We start from the raw sequence: 16,984 nt of genomic DNA, 5'->3' as shown, positions 1-16,984 counted from the left end.
CGGCACCCCCAGGGTTAGCCTGGGCCCAGCCGGAGCGGGGGTTCCGACGGTCCGTGTGACGCTGGGGGGCTCACATGCTGAGAGGGCGTGGCCGCGCGGGCCTGCTCGCGTTCGGAACGCTGATCGTGGCCGGCGCGCTCCTCGCGGCGACCATGGCGACGCCCGCCGCGGCTGCCGGGATGGTCGACGCGCCGACGGCGGTCGCCCGGATCCTGGCCGATACCAACGCGCTGCGCGCAGCCAACGGCAAGGCCCCGCTCGTCGAGAACGTCGACATCGACCGCGTCGCCGCCGCCTGGGCGCAGCGGATGTCGGTCCCGACCTCGCAGGGCGGGCCCGGGTTCGTCCACAACGCCTCGTTCTTCACGCAGATGCCGTCGGGCGCCACCTCCGGCGGCGAGAACATCGCGGCCGGCTTCACCTACCAGAACGTCGTCAGCGCGGGCTGGGCGAAGTCGCCGGGGCACCTCCAGAACATGCTCGGCGACTGGACCGACATCGGCATCGGCTACTGGCAGTCGGCCGACGGATCGACCACCTACTTCGTGCAGGACTTCGGGTACTACCCCGCGCACGTGGGCGTGGCTCCGGCGGCGCCCCGGCATCCACGTCGACCGCGCCGATCCCCGAGGTGGTCGGGAACTCGCTCGTCGACAGCCGGACGGGAGCCCGCTGGGTCGCGCACGCCGTCAACTGGCCGAGCTTCGAGTACGCGTGTCAACAGGGCTGGGCCGATGCTTCGGGAGGTCGCTCGACGGCCGCGGCACAGGCCATGGTGTCCTGGGGCGTCACCGCGGTGCGCCTGCCGCTGAACCAGGATTGCTGGCTCGGCACCGACGGTTCGCCGCGCTTCGGCACAGCCGCGGGCTATCAGGCTGCCGTGCGGAGCTGGGTCGACATCCTCAACGCAGCAGGCCTCGTGGTCGTGTTCGACCTGCACTGGTCGGCGCCCGTCGGCGTCGACTCCGACGGGCAGCGCGCGATGGCCGATCCGCAGTCGATCGAGTTCTGGAGGCAGGTGGCCGGCGCGTACTCGAAGGTGCCCTCGGTCATGTTCGACGCCTTCAATGAGCCGTACTCGCGCCAGTCTGCGGTGCTCTCTTGGAGCTGCTGGGCGGATGGCGGCTGTGCGATGCCGTCCTCCGCCGACACCCAACCGATCGGCACGTCCACCTTCACCGCGGTGGGGATGAGGCAGATCGTCCAGACCATCCGGGCTGCGGATGCGGCGCAGCCCATCCTGCTCGGCGGCCTCGACTACTCCAACGATCTCCGCGGCTGGGTGGCCGCTACGCAGTCGTTCGGCGACGACCAACTCGTCGCGAGCTGGCACAACTATCCCGGTCAGCGCTGCGACGACGTCACGTGCTGGAATGCGGAGGTCGCTCCCGTCGCCGCCCACGTGCCCGTCATCGCCACGGAATTCGGCGAGACCGACGGCGGAACATCGTTCCTCACGACCTTCATGGACTGGGCCGATCAGCACGGCATCGGCTACGCCCCGTGGGCGTGGTGGTGGACCGACTCATCCGACGGGGCGGAAGCCAACGCCTACGCGCTGGTACAGAACGGCACCTTCACCCCGAAGGCGCCCGAGGGCACCACCTACCACGATCATCTGGCGGGGCTCGCCGTGGGTCGGGTCGATCGTGTCTCGGGTGCCGACCGATATGCGGGCAGCGTGGAGGTGTCGCAGCGCTCGTATCCCGACGGCGCCTCGACGGTCTACGTCGTCACCGGCCTCACGGCTCCCGACGCGCTGTCGGCCGCCGCCGCGGCCGCGACGACCGGGGGCCGGTGCTGCTCACCCCGCGGGACGCGCTCCTGACGAGGTCGCCGCCGAGATCGTCCGACTCGCGCCGCAGCACATCGTCGTGGCTGGTGGCCCCGCCTCGGTATCGCCCTCGGTGTTCGACCGGCTGAGCGACCTCGTGCCCGACACGATCCGGATCGGCGGGGCCGACCGGTACGAAGTGTCGCGCAACGTACTGGCCCACGCGGTATCATCCGTCGCGTCGCTCTACGTGGTGACCGGCGAGACCTTCCCCGACGCGCTCTCGGCATCGCCGGCCGCCGTCGCGGAGGGCGGTGCCGTGCTTCTCGTGCCGGGTCGAGCCGCCGGGCTCGACGCCGCGACGACGACGCTGATCCGCTCGCTGAGTCCCGCGCGGATCCGCATCGTCGGGGGACCGCCTCGGTGTCCCCGTCGATCGAGGGGCAACTGAATCGGATCGCGCCCACCACACGACTGGCGGGGGCCGACCGGTATGCGGCATCCGTCTCGGTCAACGCCGCCGTGTTCCCGCACTCCGACACGGTCTATCTGGCCACGGGCGACAACTTCCCGGATGCGCTCACGGGCGCCGCATGGGCAGCGCGGGGCCCGGCGCCGCTGCTGGTCGTGCCGTCGACGTGCGTGCCCACGGCGACGCTCGCCGAGATCCGCGCGTTGGGTGCGACGAAGGTGACCCTCCTGGGTGGGCCGAAGTCGCTGACGGAGGCCGTGCGGGGGCTGACGCCCTGCGGGTGACCGCGCTCAGACGAACGCGGCCTTTCCCGTGATGGCGCGCCCGACTATGAGTGTATTCATCTCGCGTGTGCCCTCGTAGGAGTACATCGCCTCGGCATCCGCGAAGAATCGGATGACGTCGTTGTCGAGCACAATGCCGTTGCCGCCCATCGACTCCCGCGCCCACGCCACCGTCTCGCGCATCCGGGAACCCGCATACTCCTTCGCGAGCGCCGCATGCTCGTCGCGCTGGATGCCCTCGTCGAGCATCTCGGAGACGCGGGTGCACATCGCGATCGAGGCGGTGATGTTGCCGAGCATCTTCGCGTAGTGCTCCTGGATGAGCTGGTGCGAGTCGATCGTCTTGCCGAACTGCACCCGCTGTGAGCCGTATGCGACGGCCGTCTCGTACGCGCCCATCGCGTTGCCGACGGTGGCCCAGGCGACCTCGGCGCGGGTGAGCCGCAGCACCGCGGCCGTCTCGCGGAACGAGTTGACGTTCTGCAGCCGGTTCGCCTCCGGCACGCGCACCTCGTCGAGCGTGATGTCGGCGTTCTGCACGATGCGCAGCGCCTGCTTGTTCTCGATCTTGGTGGCCGTCCACCCGGGAGTGTCGGTCGGCACGATGAAGCCCTTCACCTGGCCGTCCTCGGCCGACTTCGCCCAGACGATCGCGTGGGTCGCGATGGTGCCGTTGCCGATCCAGCGCTTGCTGCCGGAGATCAGCCAGTCGTCGCCGTCGCGGGTCGCGACCGTGCGCAGGCCCTGCGCGCTGTCGGACCCGGACAGCGGCTCGGTGAGCGCGAAGCAGCCCAGCAGCTCGGCGCTCGCGAACCTCGGTAGCCATTCGGCCCGCTGCTCCGCCGACCCGCCGACGCCGATAGCGCCCATCACGAGGCCGTTCTGCATGCCGACGAGCGTCGCGACCGACGCATCGACGCGGGCGAGTTCGAGAGCGACCCAGCCGCGGAAGACCGCCGAGTTCTCGAACGGGCGGGTCTCCTCCCACGGCATCCCGAACATGTGCAGCTCGGCGAGCCCGTCGACCACGAAGCGCGGGAAGAACTCGGCGCGCGCCCAGTGGTCGTTGACGATCGGCTTGACCTTGCTCTCGAGGAACTCACGCAGGCGCGCGAGCACGCCCTTCTCCTGGTCGGTCAACAGCGACTCCGACTGGTAGAAGTCGGCGGCGAGGGGCGTGAGGGTCGACGGCATGTCCGGGACGATACGCGGCCCGCAGGATGCGGCCCAACGCGGTTGGTACGTTGCTCCAAGCGATGCCTAGGAGGCCGAATACGTGTTCGTGGAGATCACCAACACTCCGCGCGATTACGCGTGGGGTTCCCCAGTGCCATCGCCGAGTTGCTGGGTCGAAGGCCCAGCGGGCGCCCCGAGGCGGAGCTCTGGCTCGGCGCGCATCCCGGATCGCCGGCGCGGCTGGTCGGGCGCGACGGCACGCTGCTGGACGTCGTGCACGGCCGGCTGCCCTTCCTGCTCAAGGTGCTCGCCGCCGAACGGCCGCTCTCACTGCAGGCGCATCCGACGCCGGAGCTGGCGGCCGCGGGATTCGCGCGCGAGGAGGCGGCCGGCATCCCGATCGACGCGCCCGAGCGCAACTACAAGGACCCGTTCCACAAGCCGGAGCTGATCTACGCGCTGTCGGATCCGTTCCGGGCGCTGTGCGGGTTCCGGCCGGTCGCCCAGACCCGCACGCTGCTCGAACCGGTCGCGGGCGACGAGCGGATCGCGCCGCTGCTCGACCGCCTGCGCACCGACGCCGACCTCCGGCCGGTGTTCGAGTGGCTCGTCTCCCGCGGCGACGACGTCGACGACCTGGTGGTGGCTCTGGTCGAGACCTCATCGGTCGCCGACGACGTGTCGTGGGATGCCGTCCGCCGGCTCTCCGAGACCAACCCCGGCGATCCGGGTATCGCGATCTCGCTCCTGCTGCACACCGCGGTGCTGCGCCCGGGCGAGGCGCTCTACTTGCCGGCGGGCAACATCCACGCATATCTGGATGGTCTTGGGATCGAGCTCATGGCCGCGTCGGACAACGTGCTGCGCGGCGGGCTGACCTCCAAGCACGTCGACGTGGCGGAGCTGGTCTCGGTGCTGGACTTCACGCCCCGGCGGGTGCCGCTTCTGCGGCCGGAGGAGCCGCGGCCGGGGGTGCGCGTGTTCCGGCCCGATGTTCCCGATTTCGTGCTGACGGTGGTCGACGGGGTCGCGGCGGAGGTGCCGCTCGGCGGTGCGGCGATCGCGTTGTGCGTGCGGGGGAGACGCGGGTCGACGGCGGGCCGACGCTCGGCCGCGGGCAGGCGGCCTATATCGACGGGGAGTCGTCGGTGCGGCTCGACGGTGACGCGCTGACGTTCGTTGCGACCAGCGGTGTCGGGGGCGGGACGCCGGTCGGCTCCACGTAGGCGACGTCGATCTGTGGGTCGGCCGCGGATGCGTACGTGAGGCTTCGGTGCCCCTCCACAACCCGCAGTCGGTCGACTTCTCTACAGAATGGGCGTTCTAGCTTTCGAAGGTGTCTTCGATTGCGGGACTATTGACGCATGTCGACGGCCCCCTTCTCACGGCGATGCGCGGTGCGCTCGCCGTGCTGGAGGCCGCGCCGGGCACGGACCTGTCGACGGCATCCGACGCCGACCTGGGCGCCCTCGTCACCGTTGAGACCTCGTTGCGGCGGATCGTCGAACGCCATGCCGCTCTGACGACGGGAGAGGTCTCCCGGCGCTCCCGGCCGGAGCTCGGCCTGAGCGGGTTCGCGCAGCGCGCCGGGCACCGCACGGTCGAGGAGTTCCTGAAGGTCGAGACCGGGATCTCGGGGCGGGACGCGGCGGCGACGGTGCGCGTGGGCGTTCTCGCGACATCCAGCGGCGTCCTCGGCGACGCCGTGCGCGACGGGCGGGTCAGCGTCGCGGCGGCGGATGCGATCCACGCAGGGCTCGGCGCCCCGACCGATACCCTTCCGGCGGAGGTGCTGGAACAGGCATCCGACCGACTGTGCGACGAGGCGGACGCGCTCGACCCCGATCGGCTCCACAGGCGTGCTCGCGAGGTGCGGGACGAGTTGGACGAGGCCGGCATCGCGGATCGTGAGCGTGCCCGTCGTGCGGCGCGATCCTTGCGGCTCGTGCGCCAGCCCGATGGCATGACCCGCATCGTGTGGCTGCTCGATCCGGAATCGGCGGCGATCGTGACCACCGTCTACGATCGCGCGACATCGCCGCGACGAGGCGGTCCTCGGTTCGTCGACCCGGCGGCGCGCGAGAAGGCGGCGCGCGTCGCCGACGACGAACGCACGACGGAGCAGCTCGCCTCCGATGCGTTCACGGAGCTGCTGCGGCAGTCGGGCACGTCCGACCACGACGTGCTGGTCGGCGGAGACGAGCCTGCGGTGCGGATCCTGGTCGCGGCGAGCTCGCTCACCTCCGGCGACGGGCACGGAACCTTGGATTCGGGCGAAGCAGTCTCCCTGACGACGGTGCATCGCCTCGCCTGCGCGGGCGGCACGGTGTCGATCATTCTCGATTCAGCGGGGCAGGTGCTCGACATGGGCCGCGAGCAGCGGTTCTACACCCGGCATCAGCGCCGGGCATTGGTCGCCCGTGACGGTGGATGCATGTGGCCGGGCTGCGACCGGACGCCGTCCTGGACCGAAGCGCATCACACCCGACGATGGAGCGACGGCGGCAGAACCGATCTCGCAGACGGGATCCTCCTCTGCCGACATCACCACCTCCGGTTGCACGACGAGGGGTGGACCATCAGTCGCCGGGCAGGCCGCTATTGGCTCGAGCCCCCGCCCGGCAGCGGGAAGACGGGCGCCCTCCTTCACACCAAGTCGCGGGCGGTCCGTGAGCTGCTGCGCGCATGACGCCGACCGCAGCGGGCTCAGCTCGACCGGGTGGGCGCCACCGGCGCACCGCTCGCGATCGACGCGTAGGCCGCGAGCACGACCTCGAGCGCACGCAGCCCGTCGCGCCCGCTCGGCACGGGCTGGCGTCCTTCGGTGATCGCGCCGAGGAACTCGTCGATCATCGCGGCGTCGAGGTCGGAGCCGTAGGAGAGCCAGAGGGGAGCCCGATCCGTTTCCGAGAAGCCGTCCACCCGCTGGGCGAATGGCGCCAGCTCGGCCACGCCGCCCTCGGCGATCACCCGCATCGTCAGGCCGCCCCAGGTCGGATAGTGGTCGGGCACCGACCAGCTGCAGTCGATCACGGCCGTGACGCCGTTGGAGTAGCGGATCGAGACGAACCCGGCGGTCTCGGCCTCGCGGTCCGGGCGCAGCAGGCGGTTCGCGACGGCGTAGACCTCCTCGGCCTCGGCATCCGGGAACAGGCCGAAGACCAGGTCGGCGATGTGCACGGTGTGGTCGGCGACCGCACCGCCGCCCGCGAGGGACGGGTCGGCGAACCACGCGCGTTCCACGGGCAGCTGGCCGTTGTTGGCGCCGCTGATGCTCATGACCCTGCCGAAGCCGCCGCCCTGAATCCGGTGCCGCAGCTGCGCGTACTCCGGCGTGAAGCGCACGGGGAAAGCCGTCATGAGCCGCACCCCGGCCGCATCGCACGCGGCGATGATGCGCTGCGCGTCGTCGAGCGTCGTCGCCAGCGGCTTCTCGCACAGCACGTGCGCGCCCGCCTCTGCCGCGCGCACCGCGTATTCCCCGTGCCGGGTGTTCTCCGAGCAGACGACCACGGCATCCGGTCGCCACGCCAGCAGCTCGTCGAGCGTGTCGACGTAGGGCACGCCGAGCGTCTCGGCGAGCGGGCGTCCGCCGGACTCGCCCGCGGGACGGTCGGCGTGATCCGGATCGGTGGTCAGCAGCTCGACGTCGGGGCGATCGCGCAGGATGGCGGCGTAGCTGAACGCGTGAGTGTGGGCGAACGAGATGATGCCGACCTTCATCGCACGTCCTCCAGGGGGATCGCCCGGCCCTCGTCGAGCGAGCGGTTGACGGCCGCCGCGATGCGCACTGCCTCGAGACCGTCGCGGGCCGTGACCCGTGCGTCGTCGCCGTCGCGGATGGCTCGGGCGAAGTCGGCGAGCTCGGCCGTGTACGGGCTCGTCGCGGCATCGACCGGCGGCAGATACCCGTCGTCGCCGTCGTCCGCGACGATGCCGTCGAATTGCAGCACCGGATGCCGCAGCGAGTCGTGCTCGAGCAGGCCGCCCGGCCCGGCCACCGAGAATCCGGTGTGGAACCCGAGCGTCGCCGCCCCCACACGCCGTGGACGTGGCTGATGGTGCCCGAGCGGTGCCGTAGCACCGCCTGCACGGTGGTAGGGCCGTCGCCGGCGTCGTCGCCCACCCGGGTCGCGTAGACCGTCGCGACGTCGCCGGCCGTCCAGCGCGCCAGGTCGAGGTCGTGGATCATCTGGTCCATCGCGATGCCGCCGGAGCGCGCCGGCTCGCGGAACCACCGGCGCTGCGGCGCGGAGCCGATGCGGAAGAAGCGCTGGACGGCCGGGGTGCCGAGGCGTCCGCCGGCGACCGCCGCCCGCATCGCGGCATACGCGGGGAAGTACCGCACGACGTGCGCCGGGAACAGCCGCACCCCCGCCGCGTCGCACGCGGCGATCGCGGCGCCCGCGTCGGCGACCGAGATCGCCAGCGGCTTCTCGCACACGACGTGCTTGCCGGCGGCGGCGGCTCGCTCGACCATCGCGCGATGCGTGTCGGTGGGCGTGGCGACGTCGACGATGTCGACGTCGGCGATGAGCTCGTCGAGGAGTCGACGGCGCGCCCGCCGTACCGGCTCGTGATCACCGGAGCCTGGTCGTCGATCGAGTGGACGATGACGTCGTAGCCGAGCGCGAGCCATCCCGGCAGGTGCTCGTGCGCGATGGTTCCCGCACCGATCAGGCCGACCGTCGTCACGCGCCGGCTCCGGACCGATAGGGCGCCTCGTCGACGGTGCCGTTCCAGCTGTGCCAGTGGCCGCCGCCGTCGAGCTTGTCGATGATCGCGCGCTGCAGCGTGGTGTCGCGCGGCAGGGTCGAGCGGTCGGTCACGTTGCGCCGGCGGAACGTGAAGAACACGGCATCCTCGTCGGCGTCGTGCCCTCGCCCTCGAGCGTCCAGCGCTGCTGGAACCTCACCATGTTCGACTCGGGCGCGAGCACCTCGGCCAGCTGCGGGTCGAGCAGCCACGAGCTGCAGTGCAGCACGGTGGTGGGGTGGTCGGCGAAGTGCCGGCCGAAGAACGCCACCGCCTGCCGGAACGCGTCATCGACCGACTCGGGGGTGAGCGGTCCGACCTCCGGGATGTGGGTCGAGATGGCCCACGCGTCGCCGCGTCGGACGAGGTTGAACTGCAGCCGGCCCAGCCAGTAGAGGTTGCCGCCGAAGCAGACCGGCATCCACAGGTAGGTGTGCAGGCCGAACGCGCCGAGGGTGCGGCGGTTCACCCAGGCCTGCTGGCCCAGGTCGGCGAGCGAGCGGTCGGAGATCTCGGGCGGGATGCCGCGCGAGCGGTGGAAGGCGCGCACGTCGTCGGCGACCGCGAGCAGGGCCAGCAGCGGGAGCACCCCGACCCCCGCCAGTCGCTGCGGGCCGCGGGAACGTCGAGGGGTTCGGCCCGTCGGAGCCGATCGCGCCGATGTTGGCCTGCAGGCGCTCGACCATAGACTGCAGCTCGGCGAGCCGATCCGGATCGGCCAGCGCCGCGTCGATCGCGCGCCGGGTGTCGGCGCGGTCGTCGTCGCGGAAGCCGAGCGTCGCGAGGGCGGCGTCGTCGCCGGCGGCCGCGAGCCGCGCCGAGAGCTCGGGGATGTCGATCATGCGGCGGCCCCCACGGATTCGGCCTCGCGGCCGGCGTTCTCGGCGGCGACGTGGCAGGCCACCTGGTGGCCGGGTCTCAGCTCGAGCAGCGGGGGAGTGACCACGCGGCAGACCTCCTTGGCGAGCGGGCAGCGGTCGGCGAAACGGCATCCGGGCTTCGGATCGATGACCTTGGGCGGCTCGCCCGCGGCCTGCTCCGCGGTCACCGTCAGCTTCGCACGCGGGTCGGGCACGGCAGCGACGAGCAGCTGGGTGTACGGGTGCAGCGCCGCCTGCAGCACGTCGTCGACGGGACCCGACTCCACGATCCGCCCCGCGTACATGACCATCATCCGGTCGGCGACGTAGCGCGCACTCGCGATGTCGTGCGTGATGTAGAGGAGCGAGACGTGCTCCTCGTCGCGCAGCTTCGCCATGACGTTGAGCAGGCCGATCCGGATGGAGATGTCGAGCATGGAGACCGGCTCGTCGGCGAGGATCACCTTCGGCCGGTACGCGAGCGCCTGCGCGAACCCGATGCGCTGGCGCTGACCTCCCGACATCTCGTACGGGTATTTCTCGAGCGCCTCGCGGGCCGGGTTGAGGCCGACCGCCTCCGCCACCCGCTCGGTCTCGGAGCGCCGGCCCTCGGCGTCGAGCTCCGGGCGGTGCAGCTTGAGCCCGCGCACGATCCCGTGCGACACCCGGTACGACGGGTTGAGCGAGCTGAACGGGTCCTGGAACACCATGGGCACCGCCGCGCGGTAGCGCATCTGATCGGAGCGGCTGCGCAGGGCCGTCAGCGGAGTGCCCTCGAACAGGATCTCGCCGGAGGTCGGCTTGTAGACCTGTGCGAGCAGGCGCGCGATGGTCGACTTGCCGCTGCCGCTCTCGCCGACGAGGGCGACGATCTCCGACCCGTTGATGACGAAGTTCGCGTCGTCGACGGCGTGCAGCTCGCGCCGGCTCGTGAAGCCGCCGACGCGGAAGACGCGCGTGAGGTCCTTCGTCTCGAGGATGGGCGTGCTCACGGTCGGGCCTCCTCGGCGCGGTGGCGTTCGCCGGACGGTGATCGGGCGAGTACAGCAGGCAGCGCGCCTTCACCCCGTCGGCCTCGTAGAGCGCCGGCTCCACCTCGACGCAGTCCGCGTAGACGAGCGGGCAGCGCGGCGCATAGCGGCACCCGTGCGGCATCGCCGAGAGGGCGGGCGGAGATCCCGGGATGCCGACCAGCGGCAGCTTCGGCCCGCGGATCGACGGGAAGGCCTCGAGCAGACCCTTCGAGTACGGGTGCGCCGGCGTGTCGAACACGGTGCGCGTCTCGCCGAGCTCGACCTCCTGCCCCGCGTACATGACGAGCAGCCGGTCGGAGAAGTGGCTCACGAGCGACATATCGTGCGTGACGAACAGCACGGCGAAGCCGAGCCGCTGCTGCAGCTCCTTGATCTGGAGCATGAGCGAGCGCTGCGCGACGACGTCGAGCGCCGAGGTCGGCTCGTCCATGATGACGAGTTCCGGCGAGAACAGCAGCGCCATGGCGATCATCGCCCGCTGGCGCATGCCGCCCGAGAGCTGATGCGGATAGCTCGTCAGGTGGATCGTGTCGATGCCGACGAGCCCGAGCACCTCCTCCGAGCGGCGCCGGATCTCGGCCTTGTCCCGGATGCCGTGCTCGCGCATCGTGTCGGCGTACTGCGCCGCGATCCGCTTCACCGGGTTCAGCGCGTTCATCGCCGACTGCATGACGACCGACATGTTCTGCCAGCGCACGGGCGCGAGCTGCTTCTCGTTCATGGTCACGAGGTTCCTGCCGCGGAAGATCACCTCGCCCGACGAGATCCGCGCGGGCGAGCTCAGCAGCTGGGCGATGCCGAACAGCATGGTCGACTTGCCGCATCCGGATTCGCCGACCACCGCGACGAACTCGCCGCGACCCACCGTCAGGTCGACGTCGTCGACCGCGGTCACGGGGCCGGCGGGGGTGTCGTAGACGACGCTGAGCCCTCTCACCTCCAGCAGCGGGGCATCACTGTCCGTCACGGTTCCTCCTGTTCCGGCGCACCGGCCGCAGGGCCGGGTTCGAGATCTCGTCGAAGGCGTAGTTGAGCAGGGCGAACGCGGCCCCGAGCAGCGCGATGCAGAGCCCCGGCGCGATGATCCACCACTGCTGCCCGGTCTGCAGCGCCTCGGCCGACTGCGCCCAGTGCAGCATCGTGCCCCAGCTGACCGAGCTGGGTGAGCCGAGGCCGATGAACTGCAGGCCGGCGGCGGTGAGCACCGCGTACAGCGCCGCGCCGAGGAAGTTCGCCGCGATGAGCGAGATCATCGTCGGCAGCATCTCGAACACCACGACGTAGAGCCAGTTCTCGCCCCGCACCCGAGCCGACTCGAGGAAGTCGCGCCGTCGCAGCGACAGCGCCTGGGCCCGCAGCTGGCGGGCGCCGTACGACCATCCGGTCACGACGAGCACCCCGATGATGACCCAGAGGTTGCCGCCGTTGGCGTACGCGGCGATCACGATGATGAGCGGGAACGCCGGGATCACCAGGAACACGTCGATGAGCAGGGACAGCACGTTGTCGGCCGCGCCGCCGAGATAGGCGGCCGCCACCCCGATGAACACCGACAGGATGCTGGCCAGCGCCCCGGCGACGACCGCGACGATGAGGGTCTCGCGGGTGCCCCAGACCAGCTGGCTCCAGATGTCCTGGCCGAAGGAGGTCGTGCCGAGCAGGTGGTCCGGGCTCGGCGGCAGGCTCAGGGCGTACGCCCGGTCGTTGGGCTTCGTCACGGGCGTGAAGAGGTTCGGGAAGATCGCCGCGATGAGGAAGATCAGCAGCAGGATGGCACCGGCCATGGCCTTGCCGTTGCCGCGGATCGCGCGCCAGACCGCGAGGCCCGCGCTGTTGGGGCGCCGCCCCTTCTTGCGCGGGGCGATGACGGCCTGGTTCGTGGTCGCGTCGGTCGGGAATGCGGTCATGATCAGCCCTCCGTCCGGGCGCGGGGATCGAGCAGCACCGTCAGGAAGTCGCAGACCAGGATCGCGATGAGCACGGTGACGGTGATCATGACGAACATCGCCTGCATGAGCGGGTAGTCCTGGTTGTTGACGGCCTGCAGCAGCATGTAGCCGATGCCGGGGTAGTTGAAGGTGTACTCGACGAGGATCGAGCCGGAGACGACGAAGCCGAGCGACATCGCGAAGCCCGCGAGGTTCGGCAGCACCGCGTTGCGCGCCGCATAGCTGTACATGATCGTCGAGTTCGACAGGCCCTTCGCCCGGGCCATGCGGATGTAGTCGTCGGCGAGGATCGTCACGACGTTGTTGCGCATGGTCAGGATCCAGCCGCCGATCGAGATGACCAGGATCGTCACGGCCGGCAGGATCGCGTGCGAGAGCACGCTGCCGATGAAGTCGGGGTTCCAGCCGGGGATCAGCGTGACCTCGAACGCGCCGTCGTTGGGCAGCACGTTGAGCACCACCGAGAACAGCAGCACCAGCAGCAGACCGACCCAGAAGAACGGCAGCGCGCCGGTGATGACGAAGACCGGGGGCAGCACGCTGTCGAGCGCACCGCCGCGGCGCCAGCCCGCGACCAGACCGATCAGCGTGCCCGCCACGAAGGCGATGACCGTGGTCAGCCCGACCAGGCCGAGCGTCCACGGCAGCGCCGTGGCGATCACGGTGCCGACCTGCTGCGGGAAGAAGGTGAGCGAGACGCCGAAGTGTCCCGTGAAGGTGTTGCCGAGGTACTCGAAGTACTGCACCACGAGCGGTTGCTGGGTGTTGATGCCGAAGGCGACCTCGAGCGCCTTGAGGGCGGACGGGTTCACGCGGCCGTGGAACCGCGCCATCATCGCCTCGGCGGGATTGCCGGGCATGAGCCGGGGGATGAAGAAGTTGACCGTCAGCGCGATCCAGAGCGTGATCACGAACAGGACGAGCCGTCGCAGCACGTATCTCATGCCGGTCCTCTCAAGCGTGTCGCGGATGGCCGCCGGCGTGCGGCGGGTCGGGGCCCGTCCCGGCGGACCGCGGGTGCGGCGCCGCCGGGACGAGCGTCCGGGATGGTGCGGTTACTTCACGGGCTTCAGGTGCAGCAGCACCTGCTCGACGTCCGGGATCGAGTACGGCGAGGGCAGGGCGTACTGGTCCTGCTCCGTCGGCCAGCCCGAGAAGGACTTGGTGTTGTACTGGAACCAGTTGACCGACTCCGTGATCGGGATGACGGGCACCTGGGTCAGCATGACCTCCTGCAGCTTGTCGACGATCTGGTGCTGCTCGTCCTCGCCGGCGCCGGCGTACTGCTCGAACAGCGCGTCGACGGCCGGGTCGGAGAACCGCATGTAGTTGGTCGAGGCGTTCTGCCCGAGCGGCGCGGTGTTGCCGCTGTACAGCATCTGCCGCAGCTCGTAGTACGGCGCGGGGCCGCCCGTCTCCGCGATATACGCCAGGTCGAAGTCGCCCTTGTAGATCCGGGAGTCGTAGGTCTGCCCCGCGACGTCCTGCACGGTCAGGTCGATGTCGACCTTCGCGAGCTGCTGCTTGATCTCCTGGAGCGAGGCGTCCCAGTCGGTGTACCCGCTCACCGTGAGCACGGACAGCTTCAGCGGATTGCTCGAGGAGTACCCCGCCGAGCTCAGGAGCTGCTTGGCCTTGTCGAGGTTCGTCGTGTAGTCGTGCTGGCTGGCGAGGTCCTTGTCCAGCCAGCTCTGGAACGTCGGCAGCACGATCCCGGACTGGTTGCCCGCGGGCTGCTGGCCGTCCTCACCGACCTTCGACACGTTGTCGCGGTTCACGGCGTAGGCGATCGCCTGCCGCACCGCGAGGTTGCCGGAGACGGGGTGCTTGAGGTTGAACGCCAGGCTCACGTTCGCCACGGGCGGCTGCCAGTAGTGGTTGTGGGCCTTGTCGCGCGCCACGTAGTACTTGTCGATCGAGGGGATGAACTGACCCCCACTGCGCCTTGCCGGTGGCGAGATCCTGGTTGGCGGGCGAGTTGTCGGTGTACGACGGGTAGTTGACCGTCTTGACCGCGGGGGCGCCCTTCCAGAAGTCGGGATTGGCCTGGTACTGGATGTTCTGCGGCGTGCAGTTGGTCATCGTGTAGGGGCCGGTGCCGATGGGCTTCTGGTTGGCGAAGTTGACCGGGTTGCTCGCGGCCTTGCCGGTCGTCCAGATGTGCTTCGGGACGATGGGGGTCTGGTCGGCGATGTAGTAGAAGTACGGCTCGGCCGGCGAGGCGAACTTCATGACCACCTGGTCGGAGCCGGACGTCTCGACCGACTGCAGGCCGGATGACCAGATGGCCTGGAGGTCGAGGCCCTTGTTCTTCTTGAGCAGGTTGAAGGTGAACGCGACGTCGTCGGCGCTGAAGGGCTTGCCGTCGCTCCACTTGACGCCCTTGCGGATCGTGAAGGTGAGCGTCTTGAAGTCGCTCGACCACTCGGACTTCGTGGCGAGCATGGGGGTCGGCGCGCTGTTCTTGAGGGTGTTCTGGTAGATCAGTGGCTCGTAGACGAAACCGATCGCCTGCTGGAAGACCGCGGGGTTGAACGGGTTGAACCCGCAGGTCCAGGTGGCGCCGCCCACGTTGGCGATGGTCAGCGCGGTCCCGGAGCCGGAGGATCCGCCGCCACCGGAGCATCCGGCGACGGTCAGGGCGATCGCGGCCGCGGCCGCGACGGTGGCACCGAGGCGGCGCCACCTTGTCGAACGTGATGGATTCATTGGTGTCCCTTTCCCGAGCCCGTGCCGAGGAGGTCTGCGGCACGAGAGGTCGATTCAGTGGAGCGGTGGATCGGGTCGGCGGGCCGGTGGTGCCGGGCGTCCGCGAAGACCTTCTCCCGGAGCCGTCGCAGGGACTCGTCGAGAGCCCCTTGACGGACGGAGTTGTCGTAGCCGGTTCCGGCGACGATGCGCGGCCGGTGCACGAGCCGCTGGTGCAGGCGGGTGCGCACCCGGGCGGCGAGCTCGTCGCCGCCGGCGAGGCCGTGGTCGCCTGCCAGGATGACGAGGTCCGGGTCCACGAGCGCGACCGGGGAGGCGAGCACGTCGACCACCAGGTCGGCCAGCGCCGAGAGGAAGCCGTCGTGCGGCGGGTCGGCGTCGGGCGACGCCGCTCGCGCCACGAGTCCGGCGGGGTCGGCATCCGGGAGACCGTGCTCCCGCGCCAGCGCCGCGATCCCCACCGTGGCCAGGAGGTCGCCCGCGAAGGGTCCGTCCGCCGAGACCGGCACCACGCCCATCTCGCCCGCGCTGCCGTGCGAGCCGCGCAGCAGGCGTCCGTCCGCGATGATCGCGATCGCGACGCCCTGACCGATCCACAGCAGCAGCACGTCGCGGCAGCCGACGGCGCGGCCGCGGATCGACTCGTCGCTCAGCACGAGCTTCACGTCGTTCTCGACGGCGACCGGCACCTCGAGCACCTGGGTGAGGCGTTCGCGCACATCGAAGCCGTTCCACTCCGGGATGTGCTCCGCATGGCTCAGCCGGCCGGTCGCGGGGTCGACGGAGCCGCTGATGCCGACCACGACCTGTCGCACGTCGGCGCGGGTGAGCCCGGCATCCGCCGCGACGGTCTCGAGGAGGTCGCGCACCGCGGCCGCCGGGTCGTCGCCCGGTGCGAGCCGGGACTTGCCCGTGCCGACGGGCGCGCCGCCGAGGTCGGCGATCACCGCGTCGATGCCGGTGTCGTTCACGTCCAGACCCGCGGCGTATGCGGCTCCCTCGGCGATGCTCCAGAGCTGCGCCTGCGGGCCGGGGCCACCGGGACGGTAGCCTGCGCGCCGGGCGAGCCCGGACTCCTCCAACCGGCGCAGCAGCTCCGCGGCGGCGGGGCGCGAGACGCTGATCGCCTGCTCGAGGTCGAGGCGCGTCAGCGGCCCGGACTCGAGCAGCGCGTACAGCGCCGCCCGGTCGTTCAGCTTGCGCAGAGCACTCGGACTTCCCACGCCACTCCCCACCCGGTCGGGTCCGGCACATCGGTGTACCGGGGTTGTGGTGGCAAGCTAGCGCAAGAACGGAAAATCGTCTAGGAAGTTCACAGTTCGTTAACGCAGGTCGACTTGAAGGGATCGGGATGAGCCCCGACATCACGCTGGGCGTGAGCTCCTACAGCTTCCATCAGCGCCTGAGCACCGGCGCCATGGACATCTTCGACGTCATCGACTGGATCGCCGCGAGCGATGCGGAGCACCTCGAGCTCGCGGTCCTGTCCGACGACGCCGACTCGCCGATCCCCAGCATCGGGTGGGATGCCGACCGCCTCGACCGCGTCCGCGCGGCCGCCGAGGCGGCGGGCGTCACCCTCTCCAACCTCGCCGTCGGCGCGAGATTCTGGTCGCCCGAGGGCGAGGACGTGCCCGCGGCGATCGCGCGCGTCACGGCCTACGTCGACGTGGCATCCCGTCTCGGGATCGCGCGGATGCGGCACGACGTCGCCGCGCATCCCGGTCTGCCGGGTGACGACACCCCGATGTTCGAGGCGGCGCTGCCCGTGATCGTCGCGGCGTCGAAGCAGATCGCGCAGTACGCCGCGACCCGCGGGATCACGACGAGCCTGGAGAATCACGGCTTCTTCGTGCAGGCGGCCGAGCGGGTGCGCCGGATCGTGCTCGGGGTCGACGAGCCGAACTTCAAGACCACCCTGGACGTCGGCAACTTCGTGTGCGTCGACGAGGACCCGGCCGCGGTCGTGCC

General features: G+C 70.5%; 18 protein-coding genes and 4 pseudogenes. 9 read left to right on the top strand and 13 right to left on the bottom strand.

Going from position 1 to position 16,984, the window contains the following annotated elements:
- The first annotated feature begins 74 nt into the window (after positions 1-74).
- From QQK35_RS05090 to QQK35_RS05070, 5 genes and pseudogenes are all read left to right on the top strand, one after another.
- A complete protein-coding gene (locus QQK35_RS05090) occupies positions 75-812 on the top strand; it encodes a CAP domain-containing protein (protein WP_348534889.1) in 738 nt (245 codons plus the stop codon).
- Positions 749-1,456 (top strand): annotated as a pseudogene (locus tag QQK35_RS05085) (glycoside hydrolase family 5 protein); the annotation flags it as partial. The gene QQK35_RS05090 and the pseudogene QQK35_RS05085, both read left to right, overlap by 64 nt.
- 9 nt (positions 1,457-1,465) lie before the next feature.
- Positions 1,466-1,828, top strand: coding sequence for a cell wall-binding repeat-containing protein (locus tag QQK35_RS05080; RefSeq protein WP_284255604.1), 363 nt, complete (start codon positions 1,466-1,468; stop codon positions 1,826-1,828).
- A gap of 46 nt (positions 1,829-1,874) precedes the next feature.
- Positions 1,875-2,225, top strand: a complete 351-nt coding sequence (locus tag QQK35_RS05075; RefSeq protein WP_284253218.1) for a cell wall-binding repeat-containing protein — start codon at positions 1,875-1,877, stop codon at positions 2,223-2,225.
- Positions 2,198-2,530: a cell wall-binding repeat-containing protein gene (locus tag QQK35_RS05070; RefSeq protein ID WP_284253217.1), complete on the top strand. Its 333-nt coding sequence runs from the start codon at positions 2,198-2,200 to the stop codon at positions 2,528-2,530. The genes QQK35_RS05075 and QQK35_RS05070 overlap by 28 nt, the downstream gene beginning before the upstream one ends.
- 6 nt (positions 2,531-2,536) lie before the next feature.
- On the opposite strand, the gene QQK35_RS05065 is transcribed toward QQK35_RS05070, so the two are convergent.
- Entirely contained in the window at positions 2,537-3,724 is a 1,188-nt protein-coding gene (locus QQK35_RS05065) for an acyl-CoA dehydrogenase family protein (RefSeq protein ID WP_284253216.1), read from the bottom strand.
- Positions 3,725-3,871: 147 nt separating this feature from the next.
- On the opposite strand from QQK35_RS05065, the gene manA reads away from it, so the two are divergent.
- Both manA and QQK35_RS05055 read left to right on the top strand, forming a co-directional pair.
- On the top strand, positions 3,872-4,879 hold the full coding sequence (manA, locus tag QQK35_RS05060) for a mannose-6-phosphate isomerase, class I (RefSeq protein ID WP_284253215.1): 1,008 nt from the start codon (positions 3,872-3,874) through the stop codon (positions 4,877-4,879).
- Between the two features lie 217 nt (positions 4,880-5,096).
- Entirely contained in the window at positions 5,097-6,395 is a 1,299-nt protein-coding gene (locus QQK35_RS05055) for an HNH endonuclease signature motif containing protein (RefSeq protein WP_284253214.1), read from the top strand.
- 17 nt (positions 6,396-6,412) lie between these two features.
- On the opposite strand, the gene QQK35_RS05050 is transcribed toward QQK35_RS05055, so the two are convergent.
- The 3 genes and pseudogenes from QQK35_RS05050 to QQK35_RS20260 all read right to left on the bottom strand — a co-directional run.
- Entirely contained in the window at positions 6,413-7,429 is a 1,017-nt protein-coding gene (locus QQK35_RS05050; RefSeq protein WP_284253213.1) for a Gfo/Idh/MocA family protein, read from the bottom strand.
- Positions 7,426-7,746, bottom strand: coding sequence for a Gfo/Idh/MocA family oxidoreductase (locus QQK35_RS05045; RefSeq protein WP_284253212.1), 321 nt, complete (start codon positions 7,744-7,746; stop codon positions 7,426-7,428). Before QQK35_RS05045 ends, QQK35_RS05050 begins: the two co-directional genes overlap by 4 nt.
- Positions 7,747-7,796: 50 nt before the next feature.
- A pseudogene (locus tag QQK35_RS20260) lies at positions 7,797-8,225 on the bottom strand (Gfo/Idh/MocA family protein); the annotation flags it as partial.
- Between QQK35_RS20260 and QQK35_RS05040 the strand changes: the two are divergent.
- Positions 8,193-8,330, top strand: coding sequence for a hypothetical protein (locus QQK35_RS05040; RefSeq protein WP_284253211.1), 138 nt, complete (start codon positions 8,193-8,195; stop codon positions 8,328-8,330). The pseudogene QQK35_RS20260 and the gene QQK35_RS05040 sit on opposite strands and share 33 nt — an antisense overlap.
- A gap of 67 nt (positions 8,331-8,397) precedes the next feature.
- Here QQK35_RS05040 and QQK35_RS05035 read toward each other — a convergent pair whose 3' ends face one another.
- The 9 genes and pseudogenes from QQK35_RS05035 to QQK35_RS04995 form a co-directional block, all read right to left on the bottom strand.
- A complete protein-coding gene (locus tag QQK35_RS05035; protein WP_284253210.1) occupies positions 8,398-8,562 on the bottom strand; it encodes a hypothetical protein in 165 nt (54 codons plus the stop codon).
- Positions 8,532-9,170: an acyltransferase domain-containing protein gene (locus QQK35_RS05030; RefSeq protein WP_284255603.1), complete on the bottom strand. Its 639-nt coding sequence runs from the start codon at positions 9,168-9,170 to the stop codon at positions 8,532-8,534. The genes QQK35_RS05035 and QQK35_RS05030 overlap by 31 nt, the downstream gene beginning before the upstream one ends.
- A 129-nt stretch (positions 9,171-9,299) precedes the next feature.
- Positions 9,300-10,313 (bottom strand): ABC transporter ATP-binding protein, encoded by a 1,014-nt coding sequence (locus QQK35_RS05025; protein WP_284253209.1) that lies wholly within the window; start codon positions 10,311-10,313, stop codon positions 9,300-9,302.
- A gap of 115 nt (positions 10,314-10,428) precedes the next feature.
- Positions 10,429-11,196, bottom strand: a pseudogene (locus QQK35_RS20255) (ABC transporter ATP-binding protein); the annotation flags it as partial.
- A gap of 112 nt (positions 11,197-11,308) precedes the next feature.
- Entirely contained in the window at positions 11,309-12,262 is a 954-nt protein-coding gene (locus QQK35_RS05010) for an ABC transporter permease (protein WP_284253205.1), read from the bottom strand.
- Between the two features lie 2 nt (positions 12,263-12,264).
- Positions 12,265-13,248 (bottom strand): ABC transporter permease, encoded by a 984-nt coding sequence (locus tag QQK35_RS05005; protein WP_284253204.1) that lies wholly within the window; start codon positions 13,246-13,248, stop codon positions 12,265-12,267.
- A gap of 111 nt (positions 13,249-13,359) precedes the next feature.
- A complete protein-coding gene (locus tag QQK35_RS19635) occupies positions 13,360-14,154 on the bottom strand; it encodes an ABC transporter substrate-binding protein (RefSeq protein WP_348534888.1) in 795 nt (264 codons plus the stop codon).
- On the bottom strand, positions 14,051-15,013 hold the full coding sequence (locus QQK35_RS19630; protein ID WP_348534887.1) for an ABC transporter substrate-binding protein: 963 nt from the start codon (positions 15,011-15,013) through the stop codon (positions 14,051-14,053). Before QQK35_RS19630 ends, QQK35_RS19635 begins: the two co-directional genes overlap by 104 nt.
- Complete coding sequence (locus QQK35_RS04995; RefSeq protein ID WP_284253203.1) at positions 15,010-16,236, bottom strand: ROK family transcriptional regulator; 1,227 nt, start codon at positions 16,234-16,236, stop codon at positions 15,010-15,012. The genes QQK35_RS19630 and QQK35_RS04995 overlap by 4 nt, the downstream gene beginning before the upstream one ends.
- Before the next feature lie 128 nt (positions 16,237-16,364).
- Here QQK35_RS04995 and QQK35_RS04990 point away from each other — a divergent pair.
- Positions 16,365-16,973 (top strand): annotated as a pseudogene (locus QQK35_RS04990) (sugar phosphate isomerase/epimerase family protein); the annotation flags it as partial.
- Positions 16,974-16,984 lie beyond the last annotated feature (11 nt).

The sequence above is a fragment of the Pseudolysinimonas kribbensis genome (assembly GCF_030161895.1).
In the GTDB taxonomy this organism is placed as follows: domain Bacteria; phylum Actinomycetota; class Actinomycetes; order Actinomycetales; family Microbacteriaceae; genus Pseudolysinimonas; species Pseudolysinimonas kribbensis.
The sequence above is the reverse complement of the archived record's forward strand: the minus strand, read 5'-3'. Positions and strand labels throughout refer to the sequence as shown.

Excerpts from the sequence above, each read along its gene's own strand:
- QQK35_RS19630 (WP_348534887.1), bottom strand. The coding sequence starts at position 15,013 with ATGAATCCATCACGTTCGACAAGGTGGCGCCGCCTCGGTGCCACCGTC.
- QQK35_RS05090 (WP_348534889.1), top strand. The coding sequence starts at position 75 with ATGCTGAGAGGGCGTGGCCGCGCGGGCCTGCTCGCGTTCGGAACGCTG.
- QQK35_RS05040 (WP_284253211.1), top strand. The coding sequence starts at position 8,193 with ATGCGTGTCGGTGGGCGTGGCGACGTCGACGATGTCGACGTCGGCGAT.
- QQK35_RS05050 (WP_284253213.1), bottom strand. The coding sequence starts at position 7,429 with ATGAAGGTCGGCATCATCTCGTTCGCCCACACTCACGCGTTCAGCTAC.
- QQK35_RS05005 (WP_284253204.1), bottom strand. The coding sequence starts at position 13,248 with ATGAGATACGTGCTGCGACGGCTCGTCCTGTTCGTGATCACGCTCTGG.
- QQK35_RS05065 (WP_284253216.1), bottom strand. The coding sequence starts at position 3,724 with ATGCCGTCGACCCTCACGCCCCTCGCCGCCGACTTCTACCAGTCGGAG.
- QQK35_RS05080 (WP_284255604.1), top strand. The coding sequence starts at position 1,466 with ATGGACTGGGCCGATCAGCACGGCATCGGCTACGCCCCGTGGGCGTGG.
- QQK35_RS05010 (WP_284253205.1), bottom strand. The coding sequence starts at position 12,262 with ATGACCGCATTCCCGACCGACGCGACCACGAACCAGGCCGTCATCGCC.
- QQK35_RS05055 (WP_284253214.1), top strand. The coding sequence starts at position 5,097 with ATGCGCGGTGCGCTCGCCGTGCTGGAGGCCGCGCCGGGCACGGACCTG.